At 44.3% G+C, this 22,656-nt stretch carries 19 protein-coding genes; 13 read left to right on the top strand and 6 right to left on the bottom strand.

The window, feature by feature from the left end; genetic code table 11:
* Positions 1 to 9: 9 nt before the first annotated feature.
* The gene (locus ACWYU8_RS11745) at positions 10 to 834 is read left to right on the top strand and encodes a DUF2797 domain-containing protein (protein WP_457519753.1); all 825 of its coding nucleotides are present in this window, start codon (positions 10 to 12) and stop codon (positions 832 to 834) included.
* A gap of 76 nt (positions 835 to 910) precedes the next feature.
* Here the strand turns inward: ACWYU8_RS11745 and ACWYU8_RS11740 are convergent, their stop codons facing one another.
* Positions 911 to 2,146, bottom strand: coding sequence for a cysteine desulfurase-like protein (locus ACWYU8_RS11740; protein WP_457519752.1), 1,236 nt, complete (start codon positions 2,144 to 2,146; stop codon positions 911 to 913).
* A complete protein-coding gene (locus tag ACWYU8_RS11735) occupies positions 2,130 to 2,786 on the bottom strand; it encodes a 2OG-Fe dioxygenase family protein (RefSeq protein ID WP_457519751.1) in 657 nt (218 codons plus the stop codon). The genes ACWYU8_RS11740 and ACWYU8_RS11735 overlap by 17 nt, the downstream gene beginning before the upstream one ends.
* A 356-nt stretch (positions 2,787 to 3,142) precedes the next feature.
* Here ACWYU8_RS11735 and trxB point away from each other — a divergent pair, with 356 nt between their 5' ends.
* The 3 genes from trxB (at position 3,143) to cydC (ending at position 7,708) form a co-directional block, all read left to right on the top strand.
* A complete protein-coding gene (trxB, locus tag ACWYU8_RS11730; protein WP_457519750.1) occupies positions 3,143 to 4,102 on the top strand; it encodes a thioredoxin-disulfide reductase in 960 nt (319 codons plus the stop codon).
* Positions 4,103 to 4,206: 104 nt separating this feature from the next.
* On the top strand, positions 4,207 to 5,994 hold the full coding sequence (gene cydD / locus ACWYU8_RS11725) for a heme ABC transporter permease/ATP-binding protein CydD (RefSeq protein ID WP_457519749.1): 1,788 nt from the start codon (positions 4,207 to 4,209) through the stop codon (positions 5,992 to 5,994).
* Positions 5,987 to 7,708, top strand: coding sequence for a heme ABC transporter ATP-binding protein/permease CydC (cydC, locus tag ACWYU8_RS11720; RefSeq protein ID WP_457519748.1), 1,722 nt, complete (start codon positions 5,987 to 5,989; stop codon positions 7,706 to 7,708). Before cydD ends, cydC begins: the two co-directional genes overlap by 8 nt.
* A gap of 102 nt (positions 7,709 to 7,810) precedes the next feature.
* Here the strand turns inward: cydC and serC are convergent, their stop codons facing one another.
* Both serC and ACWYU8_RS11710 read right to left on the bottom strand, forming a co-directional pair.
* Entirely contained in the window at positions 7,811 to 8,914 is a 1,104-nt protein-coding gene (gene serC / locus ACWYU8_RS11715) for a 3-phosphoserine/phosphohydroxythreonine transaminase (RefSeq protein ID WP_457519747.1), read from the bottom strand.
* Between the two features lie 257 nt (positions 8,915 to 9,171).
* Positions 9,172 to 10,437, bottom strand: coding sequence for a DUF945 family protein (locus ACWYU8_RS11710; RefSeq protein ID WP_457519746.1), 1,266 nt, complete (start codon positions 10,435 to 10,437; stop codon positions 9,172 to 9,174).
* Positions 10,438 to 10,623: 186 nt separating this feature from the next.
* On the opposite strand from ACWYU8_RS11710, the gene ACWYU8_RS11705 reads away from it, so the two are divergent.
* The 3 genes from ACWYU8_RS11705 to ACWYU8_RS11695 all read left to right on the top strand — a co-directional run bounded on the left by ACWYU8_RS11705 (position 10,624) and on the right by ACWYU8_RS11695 (position 13,804).
* The gene (locus ACWYU8_RS11705; protein ID WP_457519745.1) at positions 10,624 to 12,564 is read left to right on the top strand and encodes an ATP-binding protein; all 1,941 of its coding nucleotides are present in this window, start codon (positions 10,624 to 10,626) and stop codon (positions 12,562 to 12,564) included.
* Positions 12,561 to 13,058, top strand: coding sequence for a response regulator (locus ACWYU8_RS11700; RefSeq protein WP_457519744.1), 498 nt, complete (start codon positions 12,561 to 12,563; stop codon positions 13,056 to 13,058). Before ACWYU8_RS11705 ends, ACWYU8_RS11700 begins: the two co-directional genes overlap by 4 nt.
* Before the next feature lie 200 nt (positions 13,059 to 13,258).
* The gene (locus ACWYU8_RS11695) at positions 13,259 to 13,804 is read left to right on the top strand and encodes a hypothetical protein (RefSeq protein WP_457519743.1); all 546 of its coding nucleotides are present in this window, start codon (positions 13,259 to 13,261) and stop codon (positions 13,802 to 13,804) included.
* Positions 13,805 to 13,999: 195 nt separating this feature from the next.
* Here ACWYU8_RS11695 and ACWYU8_RS11690 read toward each other — a convergent pair whose 3' ends face one another.
* A complete protein-coding gene (locus ACWYU8_RS11690) occupies positions 14,000 to 14,587 on the bottom strand; it encodes a TfoX/Sxy family DNA transformation protein (protein ID WP_457519742.1) in 588 nt (195 codons plus the stop codon).
* Positions 14,588 to 14,956: 369 nt separating this feature from the next.
* Here ACWYU8_RS11690 and ACWYU8_RS11685 point away from each other — a divergent pair, with 369 nt between their 5' ends.
* The 5 genes from ACWYU8_RS11685 to ACWYU8_RS11665 all read left to right on the top strand — a co-directional run bounded on the left by ACWYU8_RS11685 (position 14,957) and on the right by ACWYU8_RS11665 (position 20,732).
* A complete protein-coding gene (locus ACWYU8_RS11685; protein WP_457519741.1) occupies positions 14,957 to 15,877 on the top strand; it encodes an HDOD domain-containing protein in 921 nt (306 codons plus the stop codon).
* Positions 15,878 to 15,986: 109 nt separating this feature from the next.
* The gene (locus ACWYU8_RS11680) at positions 15,987 to 16,892 is read left to right on the top strand and encodes a lysine exporter LysO family protein (RefSeq protein ID WP_457519740.1); all 906 of its coding nucleotides are present in this window, start codon (positions 15,987 to 15,989) and stop codon (positions 16,890 to 16,892) included.
* A gap of 209 nt (positions 16,893 to 17,101) precedes the next feature.
* Positions 17,102 to 17,614: a hypothetical protein gene (locus ACWYU8_RS11675; protein ID WP_457519739.1), complete on the top strand. Its 513-nt coding sequence runs from the start codon at positions 17,102 to 17,104 to the stop codon at positions 17,612 to 17,614.
* 303 nt (positions 17,615 to 17,917) lie between these two features.
* The gene (gene panP / locus ACWYU8_RS11670) at positions 17,918 to 19,564 is read left to right on the top strand and encodes a pyridoxal-dependent aspartate 1-decarboxylase PanP (protein WP_457519738.1); all 1,647 of its coding nucleotides are present in this window, start codon (positions 17,918 to 17,920) and stop codon (positions 19,562 to 19,564) included.
* Positions 19,565 to 19,877: 313 nt separating this feature from the next.
* Positions 19,878 to 20,732, top strand: coding sequence for a MurR/RpiR family transcriptional regulator (locus ACWYU8_RS11665; protein WP_457519737.1), 855 nt, complete (start codon positions 19,878 to 19,880; stop codon positions 20,730 to 20,732).
* Between the two features lie 62 nt (positions 20,733 to 20,794).
* Here the strand turns inward: ACWYU8_RS11665 and ACWYU8_RS11660 are convergent, their stop codons facing one another.
* Positions 20,795 to 22,033 carry an iron-containing alcohol dehydrogenase gene (locus ACWYU8_RS11660; protein ID WP_457519736.1) on the bottom strand — a complete coding sequence of 413 codons (1,239 nt, stop codon included), beginning with the start codon at positions 22,031 to 22,033 and terminating at the stop codon, positions 20,795 to 20,797.
* 298 nt (positions 22,034 to 22,331) lie between these two features.
* On the opposite strand from ACWYU8_RS11660, the gene ACWYU8_RS11655 reads away from it, so the two are divergent.
* The gene (locus ACWYU8_RS11655) at positions 22,332 to 22,601 is read left to right on the top strand and encodes a GrxA family glutaredoxin (RefSeq protein WP_444492382.1); all 270 of its coding nucleotides are present in this window, start codon (positions 22,332 to 22,334) and stop codon (positions 22,599 to 22,601) included.
* Positions 22,602 to 22,656 lie beyond the last annotated feature (55 nt).

Here is a 22,656-nt window from a genome sequence, read left to right as displayed (position 1 = left end):
AGTAATGTCATGTCATTAATTGCATCAGGCACGTTAAATAAGATGCGCGCCTCTCTCGACGGAGCCGTCAGTTACCGTCTTCCCGTCGGTGATGAAGAAATCGATCTTTCTCCTTTTTTGGGTAAAACATTAACCCTCACTCACACTGGCAATATTTTCTGCTGTTCTTGTGGTAAGAAAACGAAGAAGAGTTACTCGCAAGGTCACTGTTTTGTCTGCATGAAAAAGCTTGCAAGTTGCGATATGTGCATCATGAAACCTGAGACCTGTCATTACGATCAAGGTACTTGCCGTGAGCCACAATGGGGCGAAGAGAATTGTATGGTGGATCATTTTGTTTATCTATCAAACACATCAAGCCTGAAAGTTGGTATCACCCGTCATACGCAAATTCCAACACGCTGGATTGACCAAGGCGCGACACAGGGTTTACCTATCTTCAAGGTGAAAACTCGCCATATCTCTGGATTGATCGAAGTAGAGCTGGCAAAACATATTGCTGATAAAACCAACTGGCGAACGTTACTTAAGGGTGATGGAGAGCCGATTGAACTTCAGGACAGATTTGAAGAACTGCTTCCTTTGGTGGAAGACAAGATTGCCGAAATCAAACAACAATACGGCGATGACGCAATCGAAGTGTTAAGTGAGAGCATTACTGATCTGAGCTACCCAGTACAGCAGCACCCGACTAAGATTACCTCCCATAACTTCGATAAGAACCCTGTGGTGACGGGCATACTGCAAGGCATCAAAGGTCAGTACCTGATTTTCGATACTGGCGTAATAAACGTACGTAAATTCACCTCTTATGAAGTTGAGGTCAGCGCATAAGAGTGTGCGAATACCTTGTTGAAACTAAAAGCTCGAGCGTTACACTCGAGCTTTTCTTTCGGATGAATGCGGGTTGCTAAGCGTCCAGAATGCTTTCTATGACATCAAATAGCATATCGATTTCTTCAAGCGTGTTGTAATGCATGCAGCCAATTCGTACAACACCCCCCTTGTCTTCCAATCCTAGCTGACGAACTAAGCCCAGCGCATAAAAGTGCCCGTTCCAGACACAAATATTGTGCTCACCCAATGTCTTGGCAATAAACTCTGGTGAGTATTTATCGAACGTTAAAGCAAAGGTAGGCGTACGAAGTTGAGTATCTGCTTTATCAATACCATACAGACGTACACCGGCTAACAGATCCACTCTCTGCAGAAAGCGCTCACTCAGGCGCTGTTCATGCTGAGTGTATACGGCATAGCTTTGTTCTAGTTTCTCACGTAGCGGCAAACCTTCTTCACCATACTGCGCCAGATACTCAACCGCTGCCGTCAATCCCGCCAATGCTTCAAAACTTTGCGTTCCCGTTTCAAATCGACCTGGACCGATATTCGTCGCAGGTTCAACTTTATATGGACGAAGACTGTGTAACCATTGGTCTGCAACGTACGCAATACCCACATGCGGCCCGAAGAATTTGTAAGCAGAACATGCTAAGAAATCACATCCTAGCGCCTGAACATCGACTAAATGGTGCGGCGCGTAGTGCACTGCATCCACATACACCTGAGCACCGGCTTGATGTGCCATCTCCACAACTTTCTTTATATCGACAATCGAGCCTGTGGTATTTGAAGCGTAAGTGACCGCGACCAAACGTGTTTTGTCACAAAGCAGGTTTTGCAGATGCTCAAGATCTAACGTGCAGTCATCTTCTTTAATACGAACCTGATGAACGACCGCCCCTTTATCTTCAGCAGCCTGTTGCCAGCTCGACACGTTCGAATAATGGTCCAGAGCAGATACGATAATTTCGTCGCCCTTTTGCCAATCACGGCTGATCGCACGGCTTAGCTGGAAAGTCAGCGATGTCATGTTTGCGCCAAACACAATGTTGCCAGAAGACGGCGCATTTAATAGTGCTTGTGCTGATTCGCGCGCGCTTTGCATCACGTCGACTGTCGTTTGGCTGGAAAAGTAGTGTCCACCTAAATTGGAATTAAAGTACCCGAGGTAACCTACCATAGCATCAAGAACAGATTGAGGTACCTGCGAACCACCCGGTCCGTCAAAAAAGGTCACTGGCTTATCATTGTGATACTGCGATAACGCCGGAAACTGCTGTCTGATTTGATTAAGATTGAAGTTCATTACGTTTATCCGTCGCGGTTAGAACAAATACATCCATATGACCAGCTTGGTCATCAATGACTGAGCGAATAGGACAAGCGTTGTGCCACAGCTTACTGTCTGCCAGAATCGCCACTTCACCGTTTTCTAGCACCTTGCGGAAAAATGGCGCTTGGTTATGACTGCTGTACAACATGATATCGCCACCAATAATGTTATGGCGACCAACGCCCACCATCGCAATGTGATCAAAGCCGTCCTGATGCACACCCTCTGGCGCAACTTGCGTTTCATTTTCTAAAGCGGTGATACGGATTTGGTGAATTTCGATTTCTTGACCGTTGACTAAATGATTGGCGTTGACAAACAACTCACACATTTCCCGAAAGCCATCGCTGCTTAGAATGTTCTTTTCGATGGGCTCAAACTGACGGATAACATCACCTTGGAATCGATTGATATCCGAAGACTGTACAAAGCTGTTTTTGTTCAAGTCGATCACTTGTCCGCTTTCAAAACGCACCACAGAGTAACGTCTCAAACGGTATTGACCATCCGCATGCTCTGTGTGAGGTAGCGTTTCGAAAGAAGGTGAAAGTTGCTCAATTGCTGCCATGCTGAGCTGAGTTAAATGCAGTGTATTCTCGCGTGAATGTAACATCACTTGCTCCTTGAATGAGGCACATTGAATTAACATTTAATTTACACGATAGATTACGCAAATATTCTGCAATTACCACCTTTTAACGTTGATAACTTCAACATAACCATAAAAACACGACAAACAACCACATTTGACACAAAAAATAGCTCCATGTTTCAAATTTTAACTTCAACAACATTTGAAACTAGAGGTCTCTACTGGCAACAGAATTTTGTGCTGCAATGAAAACCATCAGCCTTCAGGCTAAGTTCTATTCTATAACCAATTATTAGATCTCAATCCTTGTTTATGCTTTTAAAGCTATAAGAATTTCCATACAATCGTTGGATATGTTCAGCCCTTTTGGAGCCATAATGAGCGACGTAAAACATTGTAAACTATTAATTCTCGGTTCAGGTCCTGCTGGGTACACCGCTGCAGTATACGCTGCTCGTGCCAATCTTAACCCAGTGCTTGTAACGGGTATGCAACAAGGTGGTCAGTTGACCACAACAACAGAAGTCGAAAACTGGCCTGGCGATGCAGAAGGCTTAACTGGTCCAGCTTTGATGGATCGCATGAAAGAGCATGCAGAGCGCTTTGAAACTGAAATCGTATTCGATCACATCAATGACGTTGAATTGACTCAGCGCCCTTTCCGCCTTAAAGGTGATTCAGGCGAGTACACTTGTGATGCATTGATCATCTCAACAGGTGCGTCAGCAAAATACCTTGGGCTCGATTCTGAAGAAGCCTTCAAAGGCCGCGGCGTTTCTGCTTGTGCTACTTGTGATGGCTTCTTTTACCGTAACCAGAAGGTTGCCGTTGTTGGTGGTGGTAACACTGCCGTTGAAGAAGCGCTATACCTTTCAAACATCGCCTCTGAAGTTCACCTGATTCACCGTCGTGATTCATTCCGCGCGGAGAAGATTCTAGTTAATCGCCTAATGGACAAAGTGGAAAACGGTAATATCGTTCTTCATACTGATCGCACACTTGATGAAGTACTAGGCGATGACATGGGTGTTACTGGCGTTCGTGTTAAAGATGTCAATACAGGTGCAACAGAAGATATCGAAGTAATGGGCGCATTTATTGCTATTGGCCACCAGCCAAACACTCAAATCTTCGAAGGCCAGCTTGATATGAAAGACGGCTATATCATCGTTAAATCTGGCCTTGAAGGAAACGCGACTCAAACCAGTATTGAAGGCGTATTCGCAGCAGGTGATGTGATGGATCATAACTACCGTCAAGCCATCACCTCAGCAGGCACAGGTTGTATGGCAGCGCTGGATGCAGAACGCTTCCTTGATGCGCTTAATGACAAATAACTTTCCACATTTGTGTCATATCCTTAAAGCCCAGCGGTATTCCCGCTGGGTTTTCTTTTGTATACTACCGCCTCATTAAAACAATTATCATTAAGCCTTCATAAATGGATAAGAAAAAGCATAGCAGCTTGAATAAGTGGCTTAAGCAACAAAGTAAGTTAGCCAAGCGCTGGCTTATGATTGCGATCGGCCTGGGCGTACTTTCAAGCGTGTTTTTATTGGCTCAAGCAGCCCTGCTCGCCTCCATTCTTCACCAATTGATTATCGAACAAGTCGACAAAAGTGAACTCGTTTGGCACTTTGTGGGTTTAGTTGGAACCGTAATCGGCCGTGCAGCTTGTACTTGGGGCCGAGAAATCGCGGGTTATCGTTGCGGAGAACAGATCAGAGTCTATATTCGTCAACTTATCTTAGATAAAGTCCATAAGTTAGGGCCTGCTTATATCAAAGGTAAACCAGCAGGCAGCTGGGCAACGTTGATCTTAGAGCAAGTGGAAGATATGCAAGATTTCTTCTCACGCTATCTTCCTCAGATGTCACTGTCAGTATTGATCCCTTTCATTATTCTGATTGTCGTGTTCCCGGTGAACTGGGCGGCTGGTTTGATCTTCTTGATCACCGCTCCTCTGGTTCCGATTTTTATGGCATTAGTGGGCAAGAAAGCAGCTGAAGCGAACCGAAAAAACTTCAAAGCCATGCAGCGTTTGTCTGGTCACTTCTATGACCGTTTGCAAGCGATGACAACAATTCGCCTATTTGATCGAACCAAGTCTGAAACTGAAACACTGAAAGGCGCATCTGAGGTTTTCCGTACTCGTACCATGGACGTGCTAAAAATCGCGTTCCTTTCTTCTGCGGTATTAGAGTTCTTCACTTCAATTTCAATCGCGATAACCGCAGTTTACTTCGGCTTCAGCTACATTGGTGAACTCAACTTTGGCTACTACGGAGCGGGTGTCACTCTGTTCGCGGGCTTGTTCATTCTTATCCTTGCGCCTGAGTTTTATCAGCCTCTACGCGACTTAGGTACTTACTATCACGCGAAACAACAAGCGGTTGGTGCGGCAGAGAGCATTGTTGAGTTTCTTGAGTTGGACGTTGACCAGGTCAAAGATGGCAACCAAACTCTCGACCAAAACGTACCGATTCAGATAGAAGCCAGTGATCTCGTCATCTTTAGCCCTGAAGGGAAACAGCTTGCAGGGCCCCTGTCTTTCTCTCTGGAAGCAAACCAGAGCACTGCTCTCGTTGGCCCAAGTGGTGCGGGTAAAACCAGTCTGGTGAATACGATTCTGGGTTTTATGCCATACCAAGGCAGTTTGAAAATAAACGGCTGCGAGTTATCACAGCTTGATCTCGCCTCATGGCGTGGAAGCATCAGTTGGATTGGTCAAAACCCAATGTTGCTTCACGGCAATATTCGTGACAACGTCACTCTGGGTAAGCACAATGTTCAGGACGATGCCGTCAACACGGTTTTGAAAGACTCCCACGCTGCAGAGTTTGTTGAAATGCACGGTCTGGATTATCCAATATCTGACCGCTCTGGTGGCTTATCTGTCGGTCAGGCACAACGTCTGGCTCTTTCTCGAGCGATGCTGCAAAACGGTCGTTTTTGGTTGTTAGATGAACCAACGGCTAGCCTGGATGCTCGTAGTGAAAGGCTAGTAATGGAAGGTATCGGTAAATATACCCAATCGACCACGAATTTGATGATCACTCACCAACTTGCTCCGCTGAAAAATGTCTCGCAGATCTTAGTCCTGCAAGACGGTCAGATTGTACAGAGTGGCGATTACACGACTCTCGCATCTCAGGATGGTTTGTTTAAAGACATGTTAGCGGCTAACTTAGCACAACAAAATTCAGACAAGGGGAACTTAGATGCGTGATTTACTCCCTTATCTAAAACTGTACAAAAAGCATTGGTTTGGTTTGTCACTAGGCATGTTGCTAGCGTTTCTGACGCTTGCAGCCTCTATCGGACTATTAACGCTGTCTGGTTGGTTTATTTCTGCCGCTTCCGTTGCTGGCTTAACCATTGCTCGTGAGACCTTTAACTACATGCTTCCGGGTGCTGGTGTTCGTGGTTCCGCTATGGCGCGTACCGCTGGTCGCTGGGGTGAGCGTGTGGTCAGTCACAATGCAACCTTTAAACTTCTGACCGATTTACGTATTTTCTTCTTTGAGAAGCTTACGCCGCTGATCCCGGGCAGAGTTTCTAACATGCGAGACGCCGACGTACTTAACCGCTTGGTGGCCGATGTGGATGCGATGGATCACGTATACCTGCGCCTTATCAGCCCGGTGATCATTGGTATATTCGGTATCCTGAGTTTAACCGTGGTGCTGGCTTTCTTTGACTGGCACTTAGCACTGTTACTGGGCTCAGTTCTCACCGTAATGCTACTGGTATGGCCGGTACTGTTCTACAAACTCGGCAAAAGCAACGGTGCCCATCTGACTCACCGTAAAGCTGAACTGCGCGTCGCAACGCTTGACTGGTTACAAGGTTACAGCGAACTTAGCATCTTTGGTGCGGAAGAGCGTTACCGCAATTTGATTTTGGAAAAGCAAAAACAGCTTCTTTCCAACCAATTTGTCAATGCGAACCTCACCGGTATGGCGTCGGGATTACTGATGTTGGTCAACGGTCTGACACTCGTCATGATGTTATGGTTCGCGGCAGATGGCGTGGGAGGACGTGCTCCGGATCCTTGGATTGCGCTCTTTGCATTCGCAACCATGGCCAGCTTCGAGATCCTGATGCCTATCGCTGGTGCGTTCCAGTATTTAGGTCAGACACTGACTTCTGCTCGCCGCCTGAATGAGGTCATTCTGGCAAAACCTGACGTAGTCTTTCCCGAACAATCTACGCGTGATGATAAGCCACTAGATATTGAGTTTGATAAGATCGACTTCGCCTACCCAGACGGTCAGCAGAAAGTGCTGAAAGATTTATCTTTATCACTTCCTCTTGGCTCAAGAACGGCGATTGTTGGTCAAACCGGATCGGGTAAATCAACGTTAATTCAACTGTTATGTCGCTACTGGGATGTGAATCAGGGCGAAGTTCGTATCGGTGGAGCAGCTCTGCAAAATTGGAGTGAGTCCGAACTGCGCGCAGCAATTACGGTTGTAAGCCAACGTGTCGATGTTCTGAACGGGACACTGCGAGACAACTTACTCATGGCAGCACCTGAAGCTACGGACGAGAAACTTGCCGATATTTTAACCCAGGTTGATCTGGGAGGTCTTTTAGAAGATCTAGGTTTAGATGCTTGGTTAGGCGATGGCGGCCGTCAATTGTCTGGCGGTGAAAAGCGTCGTATTGGTATTGCGCGCGCGTTATTGCGTGATGCGCCGATCCTACTTTTGGATGAACCAACCGAAGGCCTTGATAAACGCACAGAACAAAAAGTGATGGGCTTATTCAATCAGCATTTTGCCAACAAGACCGTCGTCTTTATTACCCACCGACTCATTGAGCTGGAGAATATGGATAATATCTGCCTGATGGAGCAAGGTGAAATCATTGAGCAAGGTAACCACCAAGCACTGATCGCAAAACAAGGGCGTTACTTCCAACTATTGCAGTCTCTATAGAGATAAAAGATACACAAAGGGCTCATCTAATGATGAGCCCTTTCTATTTAAACAAAAGCGCCGCAAGTGCGACGCTTTGAAGCCGTTCTGTATGTTTACAGATTACGCGTATTTTTCTTCGAACTCTTTCATAAAGTCCACAAGCGCCTGAACACCCTCTAGTGTCATCGCATTGTAGATTGATGCACGCATACCACCTACAGCGCGGTGACCTTTAAGAGACTTAAGCCCTTTAGCATCGGCTAGTTCAAGGAAAGTGCTATCAAGTTCTGGCTTAGCTAGCTGGAAAGGTACGTTCATTAGTGAACGGTTAGCTTCGTGAATACCGTTACGGTAGAAGTCCGATTGATCGATGAAATCGTAAAGCAGTTTTGCTTTAGCTCGGTTAACTTTCTCGATGCTCTTAACGCCGCCTTCTGCTTTTAGCCATTTGAAAACAAGGCCAGAAAGGTACCAGGCAAAAGTTGGTGGTGTATTAAACATCGATTCTTTTTCAGCAAGAACGGTGTAATCCAAAATACTAGGCAGCGCTTGCTTAGCCATACCAAGTAAGTCATCGCGAACGATTACAATAGAAATACCTGATGGACCAATATTTTTCTGTGCACCTGCGTAAATCACGCCATATTTAGAAACGTCGATTTCACGTGACAGAATGGTTGAAGACATATCAGCAACAATTGGTTTATCCGTCACTGGCAGATCATTGATCTCGATACCATCAATGGTTTCGTTTGGACAGAAGTGTACATAAGCTGCATCTGGTGAAATTTTCCATTCGCTTGCTGGTCGTACTGCCAATTTGCCATCAATCTCTGTTTTCGCATCAAATACATCTGGTTCACAGTATTTTTTTGCTTCGTCAACGGCACTGTCTGCCCAGTAACCGCCATCGATGTACGTAGCTGTTTGTGCTTCACCTAAAAGGTTTAACGGAACAGCAGCGAACTGTGCACGAGCACCGCCCTGGCAAAATAGCACTTTGTAATTATCTGGGATATTCAGTAGGTCACGCAGGTCTTGCTCAGCCTCTTCAGCAACTTTGATGAACTCCTTGCTTCGGTGACTGATTTCCATCACTGAAGTACCTAGACCTTGCCAGTCCAATAGTTCTTTTTGTGCTTGTTGCATAACTGCTTTCGGCAGACCTGCTGGTCCTGCGCTGAAGTTAAATACGTTAGCCGTATTTTGTTCCATGATGCTCATTGCTCCTGCTAAGTAAATATGTCGAAATTAATGTACCTAAACAATCTTGATATGCGTGGCTCAGAGAGACTTGCTTGATTATGAACACCGTAACTTATTTGCCGAGTTCAAAACCATGAACAGCGATCTGATTCCCTCATCTTGATATATGTTGGGTATATCACGTTTTTGCGGCGATAAAAACAAGAAAAGAGGTCCTACGACCTCTTTTTAAACTGAAAACGGCAAATAAACTTATATCATGAATAAACCTTGTTCTAATTTTGCATCAGAGCGGGCATCAATAAAGCAATCAATGGAAACTCATGGCCATTTTCAAACTTTAATTTTCCGTCACCAATTTTTGCTTTAAGTTGGTAACCACCTTCAACTTTTTCGATTAATTCCATGATTAACAGCTCGTCTATCCCTTCTTTGATAAAAGGATAAGTCTCCACTAATTCATCTGAGAAGTAGGTGCTCAGAGCGCCGTTGGTAACGGTGACCAGTTTCATAGGATTTTGAGTAATGTTTTCTGTGCCTTGAGGAACAGACAATTGCCACTCATTATGAAACTTTCCTTCACCGAACGTGAGAGACAACTCGTTAACAGACAAACTAAAGCCCTTGCTAAACAGAGTGTCAACGTGTGGTAGCAGGTCGGAGACTTCTTGCTCACTTAATATCGGTGAACTTTGATATATCGACATTATTTGATCAAACGACTGACTATCTACATCACCAATCGAAACGTCCAACTTGAAATTGTCGACATCCGTTCCATCTGTCAGACGCATTTTTTGTGCGGCGAGATTAAACTTGCTGTTCAGTTTCTCACCCGCGTCATCCACGGCTGTATTGCCACTGTAGGTTGCACCATCAATTAGAAAGACGGGTGTCATCGCTGAATCAACGACATCCAGTTTCTCCAGTGAAAACACCTGTTCACCTAACCAGTAACCCTTAACTTGCTTCCCTTTCCCCTCACCGGTTAAGTTTTTCAAATGCAGCTCATCACCATTAACAAAATCCGCCTGAACATAAGGAACCGATACCTGATAATTGAGGTCTCCCAGGACCGTTACATTACCTGATATTTGAGCAGGACTGGTCGACACCGAAATACCCTCAGCTTCATCACGGTAATGCCAACTATCTAGATCGAACGTAAACGCCTTATTGCCATTGAGTTGAATCTCACTGTGCATAGTAAGTGGCAAAATGTCGCTTTCCACTAGCTTTGAATCAGCGGTAAGGCGCGTTAACCCGTGACTAACGTCGCTCGTAACGTCAAATGTCGTCGGAATGTTATCCCGTATTAGCTGCGCCTTGAGTTCCGGATCAACAACGGTATAACGAGTTAAGACCACAGACGAGAGATAACCGCGTTGGTAATCAACCACCTCGCCCTGCACCATTTCGTTGTCCATATTCGTGATGCCATCTTCAATGATGGACTGGCCAATTTGACCAACCGCAAGTGGCCAACAAAGCGCGAGTGAAATAGCACCACCAATGGCACCGATTTTTTTAAGATTCTGCATAACGTCACTTTTCAGGGATTTGTGTTCAGTCTAACCCAAACCCTCATTAGATAAAACATTGAGATAAATCAGACTATTGTTGCTTATTCTAGCCCATTAATCAGGAATCATACTCAGCTCGCACTCACTAAATCATTTTATTGATAAAGTTTAGCTGGCTAAGTTTTAATCGGAGTCCAAACACCCGTGAATCGTTACGCTGTACTGTGTCTCGACAATAATCCAATTAGTGCTGAACAGTTCAGATTAGAGCTGTCTGCTTTTTCTGGCAAGTTTGATATTCTTTCTGTTGAATCCATAGACGAGGCACAGAGTGCGCTTGAGTATCTTGAAGAACAACAACAGACCGTCGCCCTAGTCATCGCCAGCCACCACACTAACTTTAATGGGGTGGACTTTCTGATTGGTCTTGATAAAAGGCCGCATACCGAACAAGCTCGGAAAATTCTTATCAGTTGCTCCTCCGATATCGACGCCATTCTTACCGCTGTAAATGAAGGTCGCCTAGACCACTGCCTGACAAAACCTCTTCCTGACAAGGTGTTGTACCAAACCGCCCTTAAAGAACTGACCCAATTCATACTCCGCAATTGTCATGAAGACTTGCTCGGTTATAGCCAAGTATTGGATCCGCATAAGTTACTGCGCGCACATATTGAAAATCAGATGCAAAAGTATCAAGCCGGTTTTCTTTATGATTATCACTCTATGTCGGATAACGAACTAACAGAACAAGTCATTACCGCTTTACAACTGTTTTTCAAAGACAGCGATGATACCCATGCCTGTCGAACTTATTCCCCAGAACATCTCTTGACCGTTGAAGGTGAGCCTAACAACTTTTTGTGGTTTATTACCAGTGGTGATGTCGCCTTATACAAGCGAGATGAACAAGGTGCACAACGAGAAGTAGTGCGTTATACAAAAGGTAACATCGTTGGCAGTATGTCCTTTGTCACTGGTGAAAACTCTTTCTCTACCGCTCTGACGCTAACGAAAACCGAAGTGATCAAACTCGATCGTCAAGTGTTTCATAAAGTAATGCAGAGTGACTCCAATCTCTTACCTCTGTTTACTAACTTATTGCTTCGCCATTTTAATCGTCGGCTTCAACGGAGCATCAAAACTAAGTTGCAACTGCAAAAAACATTGGAATCCTTAGAATCGGCGCATCAACAACTGATAGAACGAGAAAAAATGGCGATGCTCGGTCAGCTCGTCGCTGGTGTCGCCCACGAACTCAACAATCCTATCGCTGCAATTTTACGAGGGGTAGAAAATCTTACTCATACACTCGAAGGGCTGCTCACCCAACGCCCTAACCCAGAAGTCCAAGTCAAGGGCGTGCAATTATTGACTGAAGCACAAACGGCGAGACCTGCGTCTACTGCTGAACTCAGAATGCGAGTCAAAGAACTTAACCGCATCTTGCCAGATCGCTCGCTAGCGAAGAAAGTCGTGAATCTCGGGTTAGAAACTGACCAAGAGTTAGTCACACAGTTAGTAAAAAAATCCGACAGCGCGGCTCTCTCTCTCAGTGAACTGGAACAGTATCATAAAGCAGGTGCTTCTCTGCGTTCTATCAATGTGTGTGCGGCCCGCATTGCAGATATGGTAAAAAGCCTTAAAGGCTATGCTCGCTCTGACGATGAGAGTTTGCATTACGCGGATATCCACGAAGGGATCGAAGACACACTCGTTATCTTCGAAAACAAATTAAAAATACATCAGCTCTCAACCGATTATGCCCCGTTACCCCCGATACTTTGTCAGCCGATCGCGTTACAACAAGTCTGGACTAACCTCATTTCCAACGCCATTGACGCATTCCCGGAAAAAGGAATTCTTAAAATCCAGACCAAGCTGGTGGACAAAGACGATAATAAATTCGCGGTTATCTCATTCGAAGATAACGGATGCGGTATCCCGGAATCACAAAAGAATGCCATTTTTGAACTGAATTTTACGACAAAAAAAGTAGGTAATTTTGGGTTAGGTATCGGGCTTTCAATCTGCCAACAAATTGTAACAGCTCATAATGGATGGATTGAGGTTGACTCGGAGCTTAACAATTACACTCGTATGACAGTCTGGTTACCAGTCATCGAAGAAGGAGATCAAACATGACGAAATATCTGATTTTATGTGTCGATGACGAAAGAGAAGTCTTGGATAGCGTATTACAAGACCTGGCTTCCTTCGAAGACCACTTCATTCTCGAGGGCGCAGAATCCGTCACAGAAGCAAGGCAAGTTATCGAAGACATGGCCGAAGATGAAGTTAGGCTTGCGCTCATTTTATGTGATCACATTATGCCGGAACAAACTGGTATCAGTTTTCTAATTGAATTAAGCCAGGATGTCGAGACAAGAGGCGCACGCAAAGTTTTGCTCACAGGTCAGGCAGGATTAGAAGACACGGTAGAAGCTATTAATCACGATAGTTTGGATTACTACATCGCAAAGCCATGGAAAGGAGAAGAATTGAGGCAGGCAATTGCCGCACAACTCACATCATTCGTGATTGAACACGATGACAACCTGTTATCATGGACAACCGTTCTTGATTCTGAAGCAATATTAAATGCGATGGCCGACCGAAGGGCGAGTTTTGGTGAATAGTCCAAACTCACCGAAAAGAATACCAACTGAATTTTGGTCTTTTTTGTCTAAATCTGAAGTCAAGTAAAAGAATTGACAGTATGTCGACACTTTTATGTTGGTCGTAGGCCTCTGTTTTTATTATGATGTCGTAGAAATGAGATTACGGTTCAAGCGCTTGCTTGAATCCATGGAAAAATAAACAAGGTTTATCGTTAGTTATGCGTAAAACACTATTAGTCACAGCCCTCTTGTTAGCATCAGGCCATTCACTAGCTGCGAACGGCAATGCGCCTGCAACTATGAGCAACTTCAGCTATGACTACTTCGAAGCACGTATCGGAGCAAGTCCTGTGACATTCGGTGCTGGAGTAAGTAAGTCGATTCACCCTAATGCGCACGTTGTTGCTCGTATCGATTCTGAATTTGATAGCGATTTTGACTCAGCAATGGGTTTTGGTTTCCACTCTCCGCTAAATAACTGGGCTGACCTAACGGGTGAAATGCTAATGCGTGTGGTGCAGCCAGAAAAATCAAGCAGCACAGATGTTGGTATGGAGCTAAACCTTGGCGTTCGTCAATGGTTAGGCCCTCAATTAGAAGTCGGCGGTAAAGTTGGCTACGTTACTATTGATGATAACGATGACTGGATGGGCTCGGCTTATGCACGTTTCCACTCAACTGAATTGTTCTCTCTAGGAGCAGAAGCACGTATTAACGACTTCTACGGTGATCAAATCATGTTCACGACCCGCTTCAAGTTCTAAAAAGCGTGAATTTTAAAAGCAAAAACCGAGGATTGAAGCCTCGGTTTTTTGTTGGTTATTATGAAAAACTAAAATTAAGCATGAAAAACTGAGTTAAGTGGAAAAATCCTTAACACCCCTTCCCACTTATACCCGTTCCTTTTGTGACTCACTAACTCCAAAAAATACGACTCTTCAGTGCACCAATAATTAAGATTATTCACACAGCGATAGTAACTGCTTTTTGCGCGGTTCTTGGATAAGTTTCCAATGCACACCATCGACTGCACCAGCAAATTTCCACAGTAACTTAACATCAACGTCATTGCCGTACGTCTGCTTCACTTTATTGAAAACTTCCACAGGGCCGAGTTCTATAAATGCTTCTACGTCATCAACGCCAGCTTTCTTCACCATACGTTCAAGCGTAAGTTGCATATTAGGTAGATCTCTCAAGCGTCGGCTCGCTGAAGATTTTTGGTATTTTCGTTCCTTAATTGAGTAGTCAATTGACTTCTGCAACAATCCATCCAAACCAGAAAAACCAGATTCAAACAAATGTGTCACATCATAATAGTTAACGGTAGCCGTCGTCTGCTTCTTGACGTGCTTATATTTCTCACAATTCAGGAGGATCAGTTCCTCGTCTAATCCGTAGCCACCGCGCAAATAACAACAATCATTGCTAACTAGCGCGAACATAGCATCATCGCAAAATAAACCGATGCCACCGAACATGGAACGTTTCTGATACTGACTGAAATTGCGTACGTATTTAAAAAAAGCTTGGTCTGTCATGTCCATTGACCTCTTTAATCTGAATAAATTACCCCGATTAGCGATGTCACCAGATAAACAGCAGCTTATAGCGAATTCAAAATGTCGATTTGTTGGCGATATATTTGTAAATTGTGCTCACCAACTTGCCTAATCATACTTAACGACGAAAAATAAGTTAGGACATAAGTCACATATAAAAAAGTATAATTCCTCTATATGTGATTGATTTCACAGTTATAGTTCCTCAAGCGGTATTTTTTTGACACCAGTTTAGTCTAAAACAACATAACTTCATGATCCACTTAGCAATTGCGTGCACTATATAAGCATTTCATTGATAATGCGCATCATGTAAGGGTACACTGTACCAAAGATTATAAGAACAACGTCACAATGGAACACCTATCATTTTTTTGGCTACCAAATAACAAAGAGAAGCTTTTAAAAGCAATAGAGTCGGAGTTCGCGCAACTGGTAGAGCAATCGATTGCTATTGGAAAAATTTCCCTTCCCCCAATACCTGACGTCGTGCTCAAAATTCAGCAATTGTGTCAGGAAGAAAGTACAACGATCGCCGATGTGGCAAATTGCCTGCTAGAAGATCCAGGGTTAGCCGCAGTTGTGGTTCGAGTGGCAAACTCGGTCATTTTTAACCGCAGAAACATCACGTGTAACGATTTATCAGCTGCAGTTTCACGACTAGGCATTTATCGTGTACGAGACATTGTTACCGCTCAGACGATAGAACAGCTTAAGCACTCGCTGAACTTAACTAAAGATTGTAATGAGATTATGCGTAAAAGTGCTGCTGTATCTCGTGAACTCGGAGCGAGTATGGTGTTAATTGTGCAGGAGTTCCACAAGCATGACCCCGTTACATATGGTCATTTAGAGCCAGAAAAAGCGCTGTTAGTCGGCTTACTGGCAGACATTGGGTTGTTCTGCCTCATCAACGAGTACAACATGCACCTCGAAGGAGGTAACTACCTGGCCCCGGATATTGCTTTGCAGATCTTTCAGGCCCGTTGCTCAGCCACAAGTGAACTTGTCCTCAGGCGCTGGGGGTTTGACAACGACTATCGAGAAGTGTCTTCAAACCAAAAATACCAGGTAGCTCGTCCCGAGGTCAGTTATTTAGACATTGCCAGGATTGCGAATTACTTATTAATGTTCCGCAATAAAGATGAACGCATCGATGAACATGAAGTGGAGTTCAATCTAGTGGGTGCAGAAATTCTGTATGAACTCAGCAATATGAGTGGAGCCGAATTCCAAGAAAAAATGAGTACAGAGTTAAATGCTAGTGGCTTGTAAACCTTATTTTTAAACAAACATCATCCACGATATAAACTCACTTCAGGCTAAGTGATACCTTATCTGTGGCAACTCTTAGATTTATCTCACAAAGGAATAATTAAGTTTTATGTTCTCAGGGATGCTATTCATTTTTGCCCCGTTGGTCGTCGGGTATCTGATTCCTATTTCTCGTGCTTCGATACTTGAGAAAATTAATCGGTCTACGTCAAACCTCATCTACGTCATTTTGTCTCTGATGGGACTGAGCTTGGCCGCTCTGGATAATCTGAGTAGTAATTTACAAAGCATTCTGCTTTACGCGATCACTTTTTTCATTTGCTTGGGTGTATGTAACCTATTGGCGCTACCTGTTGTCGATAAAATTATTCCTCTTAAAACCGACCAAAGCCACAGTAAGTTGCCGCTTTCCTCCATGGCAATAGAATCTGCAAAACTGATCATCGTCGTTGGAGGAGGACTGGTGGTCGGTCTGATTCTCCCTATAGACCTGTCGTGGGTAGACACCGCGAGCGAGTGGATACTCTTTCTATTGTTATTCTTTATCGGGATTCAACTACGAAACAGTGGCCTGACGCTAAGACAAATTTTGTTGAACAAACAAGGTATGGCTATATCCGCTGTGATCATCGCAACGTGTATGCTTGGCGGCGTCATCGCTTCGTTTATTTTGGAGATGCCACTCTACCAGGCATTAGCAATGGCATCTGGATTTGGCTGGTACTCACTAGCTGGCATTTTGATGGGTGATGCTTTCGGCCCGGTATTTGGCGGAGCCTCTTTCCTGATAGAGCTTATGCGCGAATTGGTGGCTTTAGTCGCGATCCCACTGTTAATACACCGTTATCCATGCACCGCTATCGGATATGCAGGCGCAACAGCGATGGACTTTACTTTACCGGTAATCCAAACAACTGGCGGGGTACGTTGTGTACCTGTTGCCATCGTTAGTGGATTTATTTTGAGCTTACTCGTACCAGTAATGATGCTTTTCTTTGTATCACTTGCTAGCTAGATCTCAGGTTTTGTCTTTAACATCCATTACAATACCGCAAAAATTTAAAAACCTAATTAACGTTGAAGTCGTCGATACAAAGACGACATCTTAATTCGCTTTTAGAATCAACAGCCCAAGACTCTCTTAGCTCCAACGTGAATTAAGACGCACTCAACGCAGAGTGAGATTTAACGTTAATTCAGGAATAACTATTAGAAGGAAGAAGAATGAAACGCTTTGTCGTTGCAGCGCTCCTCGCTACAAGCTCAACTTTTACGTTCGCCGCAGATCAACAATGTCTGGCGAACAAATACGACGGTTATATCGATGCTTCACTACAGTGGTATCAGGATCTTGTCGACTTAACCGTCGAACAATACCCAGATCTGGATGAAGTGAGCCAATGGTTTTTAGAAGGACGTAAGCACCATTTTGAGCTTAACCGCGAAGCAGTACACTATTTTCTTAAGAGCGACCCAAGTCGCGTAGCGACTGAGCAGCCAATCGAAGCTTGGCTTAAACTCGAACAGCACGATGTCAAACAGCTGGCGAGTCGCAGCGACAAGCTAGGCGAAGCAGCACAGAAAACATTTAGTGACCGCCAGTCAACCAATCACGAAAAAAACTACGAGCTTCGTTCAGCGTTCGCAGATCTGCTTAGCCACCCTCAGAAAATCGACTCTGCTCTTAATAAGTACAACCAGTCGATTGAGAAGCTTGAAAAGCAAAAATGTGAATAAGCATCGTTAAGCAAACAGCCCCACAGCACAGAATTCTGGGCTTGGTTACTGACGGAAAATCTGACAAAAAGCAGTTAGCTTTAAGCTCAGAGCAACGAGTAGAATTAGACTTAGCAAGGTGAAACACCAATCACTGCTAAACTATCTACTCGATGCAAACCAGTAATCTAGGGGGGTGTTTGGATATGCCTGAGTTTTCATTTCATCAACATGGCCTTGCAGAATTAAAACGGGACATTGAAACCGTTTTAGTTTAGATTGTGCCGCTCGCATTACCTAAATAATTACAAATGATTCTTTGCCATGGTTAAGGAACAAAAAACTGCTGACGTCAGCTTTGAAAGCTTGTTGAAGATCTTCACCGTCCCTGAAGGTCCGGATTCGACGTTGACAAAAATTGAAGAGAGCCTCTCTCGAAACTTGAATCTATTTCTTCGTGAACACATCGTTGCAGAAGAAAAGCCTTTACGTGAAATTGAGAAAGACTTTTCTTCTGCTCAGATTCCTGAGTACCCGTCGTTCGTATCCGATCACACTGAGCATTTGCTAGACACCTTAGTGTCACACTCGGTTCATACGTCAGCACCAAGCTTCATCGGTCATATGACATCGGCACTGCCTTACTTCTTGATGCCTTTGTCTAAGATAATGATTGCTCTGAACCAAAACTTGGTGAAGATCGAAACCTCGAAAGCGTTTACCCCACTAGAACGTCAGGTTCTGGGGATGCTGCACAGATTAATTTATGGTCAGTCAGATACGTTTTATGAGCAATGGATGCACAGCGCCAATCACTCTCTGGGCGCATTTTGTTCCGGTGGCACAATCGCCAACATCACTGCCCTTTGGGTTGCGCGCAATAAAGCGTTAAAAGCAAACGGTGAATTTCAAGGCGTAGAAAAAGAAGGCCTATTCAAAGCCATGAAACATTATGGCTACGAAGGTTTGGCAATTTTGGTTTCTGAGCGTGGACACTATTCACTTAAAAAAGCCGCAGATGTTCTTGGCTTGGGTCAGGATGGTCTGGTAGCCGTAAAAACGGACGCGAATAACCGCATCATCGTCGACGACCTAAAAGCAAAAATTGTTGCGCTTAAAAAGCAAAAGATTAAGCCGATCGCAGTTATTGGTGTCGCCGGTACGACGGAAACCGGTAACGTTGATCCTCTCATCCAAATTGCTGAAGTTTGTCAGCAGCATGATTGCCATTTTCATGTCGATGCGGCTTGGGGCGGTGCGACTTTGATGTCGAATCATCATCGTCACCTTTTAGACGGTGTTGAATTAGCCGATTCGGTGACCATTGATGCGCATAAACAGCTTTACATCCCGATGGGGGCTGGCATGGTTCTGTTTAAAGATCCTGATGCGATGCGCTCTATTGAACACCACGCACAGTACATTCTGCGTAAAGGTTCTAAAGATTTAGGCAGTCATACCTTAGAAGGATCTCGTTCTGGTATGGCCATGCTTGTGTACGCGGCAATGCACATCATTAGCCGACCAGGCTATCAGCTTTTGATTGACCAAAGTATTGAAAAAGCACACTACTTTGCTGACTTAATTCAAAAGCAAGATGATTTTGAATTGGTTTCGGAACCGGAGCTCTGCTTACTCACCTATCGCTACTTACCGCCAAGCATCCGTGAAGCACTGGAAAAAGCGCAAGGCCCACAAAAAGAGAAACTGAACGAACTGATTAACCAATTAACGCAGTTTATTCAAAAGCGTCAGCGTGAAACAGGTAAGTCCTTTGTGTCGCGTACGACGCTTAATCCAGAACAATGGCAGCGCTTAAGCACTGTTGTTTTCCGTGTGGTACTGGCCAACCCGCTGACCACGACTGATATCTTTGATTCTGTCCTGAATGAGCAAAGAAATATTGCTCAACAAGCACCAAGCTTAAATGCGAAAATTCAGGAGATGGTCAGCGAGATTTTGGCATCCTGACGATAAATTCGAGTTACATTGGCTTGAAAATTTATTTCTTTTTAATGTAACTCATCAATCAATATTGGCTGACTCAAACAACAAATCTGATTTTCCCCATTCATTTCTGTAGTTTTCAGAAAATTTTGTTTGAGGTTTGTCAAATTATCACTAAATAGTAACCGTAATTGGTTTAGCCGAATTAAAGATCAGGTTTATACTGAATCTATATGGCGCTGGCAGCTTTCGTTAACGCATTTCACTGCCGAGAGACGTTTATGTTTCTATGCGTTAACAGAGCCAGCGAGTTGTTCTCTATACCCTCGTGAACACTATGAATACATTAGAAAAAATTCAAAAAAACCTGGAGAATTTCAGTAAATCAGAGCGCAAAGTTGCAGAAGTAATTATGGCGTCTCCACAGACTGCGATTCATTCAAGCATTGCAACGTTAGCCAAAATGGCTGACGTAAGTGAGCCTACTGTAAACCGCTTCTGTCGCCGCCTTGATACTAAAGGCTTTCCAGATTTTAAACTTCACTTGGCTCAGAGTCTGGCGAACGGCACACCTTATGTAAACCGTAATGTGGAAGAAGACGACGGTCCCGATGCGTACACGCATAAGATCTTCGAATCCACAATGGCTTGCCTAGATGTGGCGAAAAACAGCCTGGACGCGATGCAAATTAACCGAGCCGTCGATTTGCTTACTCAGGCAAAACGCATTTCTTTCTTTGGCCTTGGAGCATCATCCGCGGTGGCCCGAGATGCACAGAACAAGTTTATTCGTTTTAATATTCCAATCACTTGTTTTGAAGACATCGTCATGCAGCGCATGAGCTGCATCAATTGTAGCGATAATGATGTCATCGTATTGATTTCTCATACGGGTCGTACTAAGAGCCAAGTAGAAATTGCAAACCTTGCTCGTGAAAATGGCGCGACGGTTATTGCGATTACAGCAAAAGACTCACCTTTAGAGAAAGCAAGCTCATTGGCTATTACGCTTGATATCCCCGAAGATACAGACGTTTATATGCCAATGGCGAGCCGAGTGGTTCAAATGACGGTCATTGATGTGCTGGCTACAGGCTTCACACTTCGCCGTGGTGCAGGTTTCCGCGAGAATCTGAAGCGAGTGAAAGACGCGCTTAAAGACAGCCGTTACGACAAACTCAGCCAATACTAATCGTATGAAGGGGAGCTCAGTAGCTCCCCTTCTTATTTATTGCCTTTACATCTCGGTCAGTCTTAATCACTAATACTCGACAGATCGGCTCTCGATTCCAAAATTTCTACCGAGCTTCCTTCCGTACAACTTTCCGTTTCACAGCTCAGACGACAGTCACATACTTGCTTGAGTATATAAATAAGGCGATCTCGATTAAGCGGTAGCGGATTACCCTTAATCGCAACTGACTTAAGTGCATCGTTAGCCACCTGCTCGAAAGAAGTCTGGCACACGCCGAATTTACTAAGTAACGGTAAATCCAGCTTATCTAACACCATATTGACCCAAAGCACGCCGTCGTATTCATTGGCATTTGCACGAGCGGTCAAGAGTTGGGCAATCTTCCTGTAACGATTGATTACATCAACCCGACCAGCTTGCTTCGCAGCATTGATATTCTCCTGCATCACATGCGGTGCTAAACGAGCCGTTATCACACTATGCGGTGCATCAAGCTTTCCTCCTAAAGCGGATGCTAGTCCATGAGCCGCTCCTAATTTGGCATTGGTAATCGCCATGCCACCGAGTAAAGCGGCAAAAGATAAATCGGAACGTGCTTTATGGTCATCGTGAGTACAGCCCAAAATAACTGAACAACTTAAACGACGGAGCCCTTCTTCACATACCATATCTGTTAGTGGATTGGGCTCGCCGCAAACATAGGCTTCCATCAAATGCGTAAACGCATCCATTGCTCCGCGCCCGGAAGTATATTGATCAGTGCCATAAGTTAATGTTGGATCCACAATGGCAACATCGGCCAACATGTCCGGACTTCTCAGGCTGACTTTAACCTTGTCCTGACCAGATTTTAATACTGCATTTCGGGTGACTTCAGAACCAGTACTTGCGGTAGTAGGAATTGCAATAAAACAGAGCGGTTTGGTCTTTAAGGGGACATTTCGTCCAACGACTTCGACATAGTCGTAGACACAACCTTGGTTTGGAATGATCGCAGCTAACGCTTTGCCCATGTCCAGGACGCTGCCTCCTCCAATAGCGATGACCATGTCGGGTTGAAATTTACGACCGATAACAGCCGTTTCCTCCACCATAGTAATGTTTGGCTCTCCGCTGATCGCCACATGTTGATAACGCATATTCTGCGTTTTCAAGTAGTTAAGGATTGGTATCGCTCTTTGTTTATCTTTGCCTGTAACCAGCAAGACGCTATAACCGAATTGATTGATGACGGACAACGAAGAATGAAGCGCGCCTTCACCAAAAATAATCCTTGTCGCAGTCATAAACTGAAACATACACTCCCTCCCACAAACAGTAACTCCCACTAGAGTGCTATTGTTTTGATTAAAAAAAGTTGACCAATTCCACCTTGCCACCAATATCCATATAAAATGTATGCTTTTATGCGTCACTTCACATAGCGAATAGAAGCACATTTTTTACCCGATAGTTTTTGCCTATACAACCAAGAGGTAATTGCTACTTTATTTCCGTAGTAGGATCGGGCATAGTTAGCCAAGTAATAGAGAGCCCAATTAACCAATGCGTTTTTGTCTGCTTTCGAGAAGAATAGATTTAGGAGAAATTAAAATTATGTTCGTTGTTATCTTCGGTCGCCCAGCATGCCCTTACTGTGTTCGTGCAAAAGAGCACGCAGAAACGCTTAAAGCAAAACGCGATGACTTCAACTACCGTTACGTTGACATCCAAGCTGAAGGTATTTCTAAAGCAGATCTAGAGAAAACCGTAGGCAAGCCAGTCGAAACTGTTCCTCAAATTTTCATCGACCAACAGCACATTGGCGGTTGTGATGACTTTGAAGCTTACGCAAAAGAGCACTTAGGTCTATTTGACGTAGCGTAATGAGTACAAGTATTTTAAAAAGCCGCTTCATTAAGCGGTTTTTTATTATTTTTCA

It is taken from the genome of Vibrio limimangrovi (genome assembly GCF_054064025.1).
Note: the sequence above shows the minus strand (reverse complement) of the source record. Positions and strands in the feature narration are given on the sequence as shown.

Excerpts from the sequence above, each read along its gene's own strand:
- cydC (WP_457519748.1), top strand. The coding sequence starts at position 5,987 with ATGCGTGATTTACTCCCTTATCTAAAACTGTACAAAAAGCATTGGTTT.
- ACWYU8_RS11695 (WP_457519743.1), top strand. The coding sequence starts at position 13,259 with ATGCGTAAAACACTATTAGTCACAGCCCTCTTGTTAGCATCAGGCCAT.
- ACWYU8_RS11665 (WP_457519737.1), top strand. The coding sequence starts at position 19,878 with ATGAATACATTAGAAAAAATTCAAAAAAACCTGGAGAATTTCAGTAAA.
- cydD (WP_457519749.1), top strand. The coding sequence starts at position 4,207 with ATGGATAAGAAAAAGCATAGCAGCTTGAATAAGTGGCTTAAGCAACAA.
- panP (WP_457519738.1), top strand. The coding sequence starts at position 17,918 with ATGGTTAAGGAACAAAAAACTGCTGACGTCAGCTTTGAAAGCTTGTTG.
- ACWYU8_RS11710 (WP_457519746.1), bottom strand. The coding sequence starts at position 10,437 with ATGCAGAATCTTAAAAAAATCGGTGCCATTGGTGGTGCTATTTCACTC.
- serC (WP_457519747.1), bottom strand. The coding sequence starts at position 8,914 with ATGAGCATCATGGAACAAAATACGGCTAACGTATTTAACTTCAGCGCA.
- ACWYU8_RS11685 (WP_457519741.1), top strand. The coding sequence starts at position 14,957 with ATGGAACACCTATCATTTTTTTGGCTACCAAATAACAAAGAGAAGCTT.
- ACWYU8_RS11740 (WP_457519752.1), bottom strand. The coding sequence starts at position 2,146 with ATGAACTTCAATCTTAATCAAATCAGACAGCAGTTTCCGGCGTTATCG.
- ACWYU8_RS11735 (WP_457519751.1), bottom strand. The coding sequence starts at position 2,786 with ATGTTACATTCACGCGAGAATACACTGCATTTAACTCAGCTCAGCATG.
- ACWYU8_RS11655 (WP_444492382.1), top strand. The coding sequence starts at position 22,332 with ATGTTCGTTGTTATCTTCGGTCGCCCAGCATGCCCTTACTGTGTTCGT.
- trxB (WP_457519750.1), top strand. The coding sequence starts at position 3,143 with ATGAGCGACGTAAAACATTGTAAACTATTAATTCTCGGTTCAGGTCCT.
- ACWYU8_RS11700 (WP_457519744.1), top strand. The coding sequence starts at position 12,561 with ATGACGAAATATCTGATTTTATGTGTCGATGACGAAAGAGAAGTCTTG.
- ACWYU8_RS11660 (WP_457519736.1), bottom strand. The coding sequence starts at position 22,033 with ATGTTTCAGTTTATGACTGCGACAAGGATTATTTTTGGTGAAGGCGCG.
- ACWYU8_RS11675 (WP_457519739.1), top strand. The coding sequence starts at position 17,102 with ATGAAACGCTTTGTCGTTGCAGCGCTCCTCGCTACAAGCTCAACTTTT.
- ACWYU8_RS11745 (WP_457519753.1), top strand. The coding sequence starts at position 10 with ATGTCATTAATTGCATCAGGCACGTTAAATAAGATGCGCGCCTCTCTC.
- ACWYU8_RS11680 (WP_457519740.1), top strand. The coding sequence starts at position 15,987 with ATGTTCTCAGGGATGCTATTCATTTTTGCCCCGTTGGTCGTCGGGTAT.
- ACWYU8_RS11690 (WP_457519742.1), bottom strand. The coding sequence starts at position 14,587 with ATGGACATGACAGACCAAGCTTTTTTTAAATACGTACGCAATTTCAGT.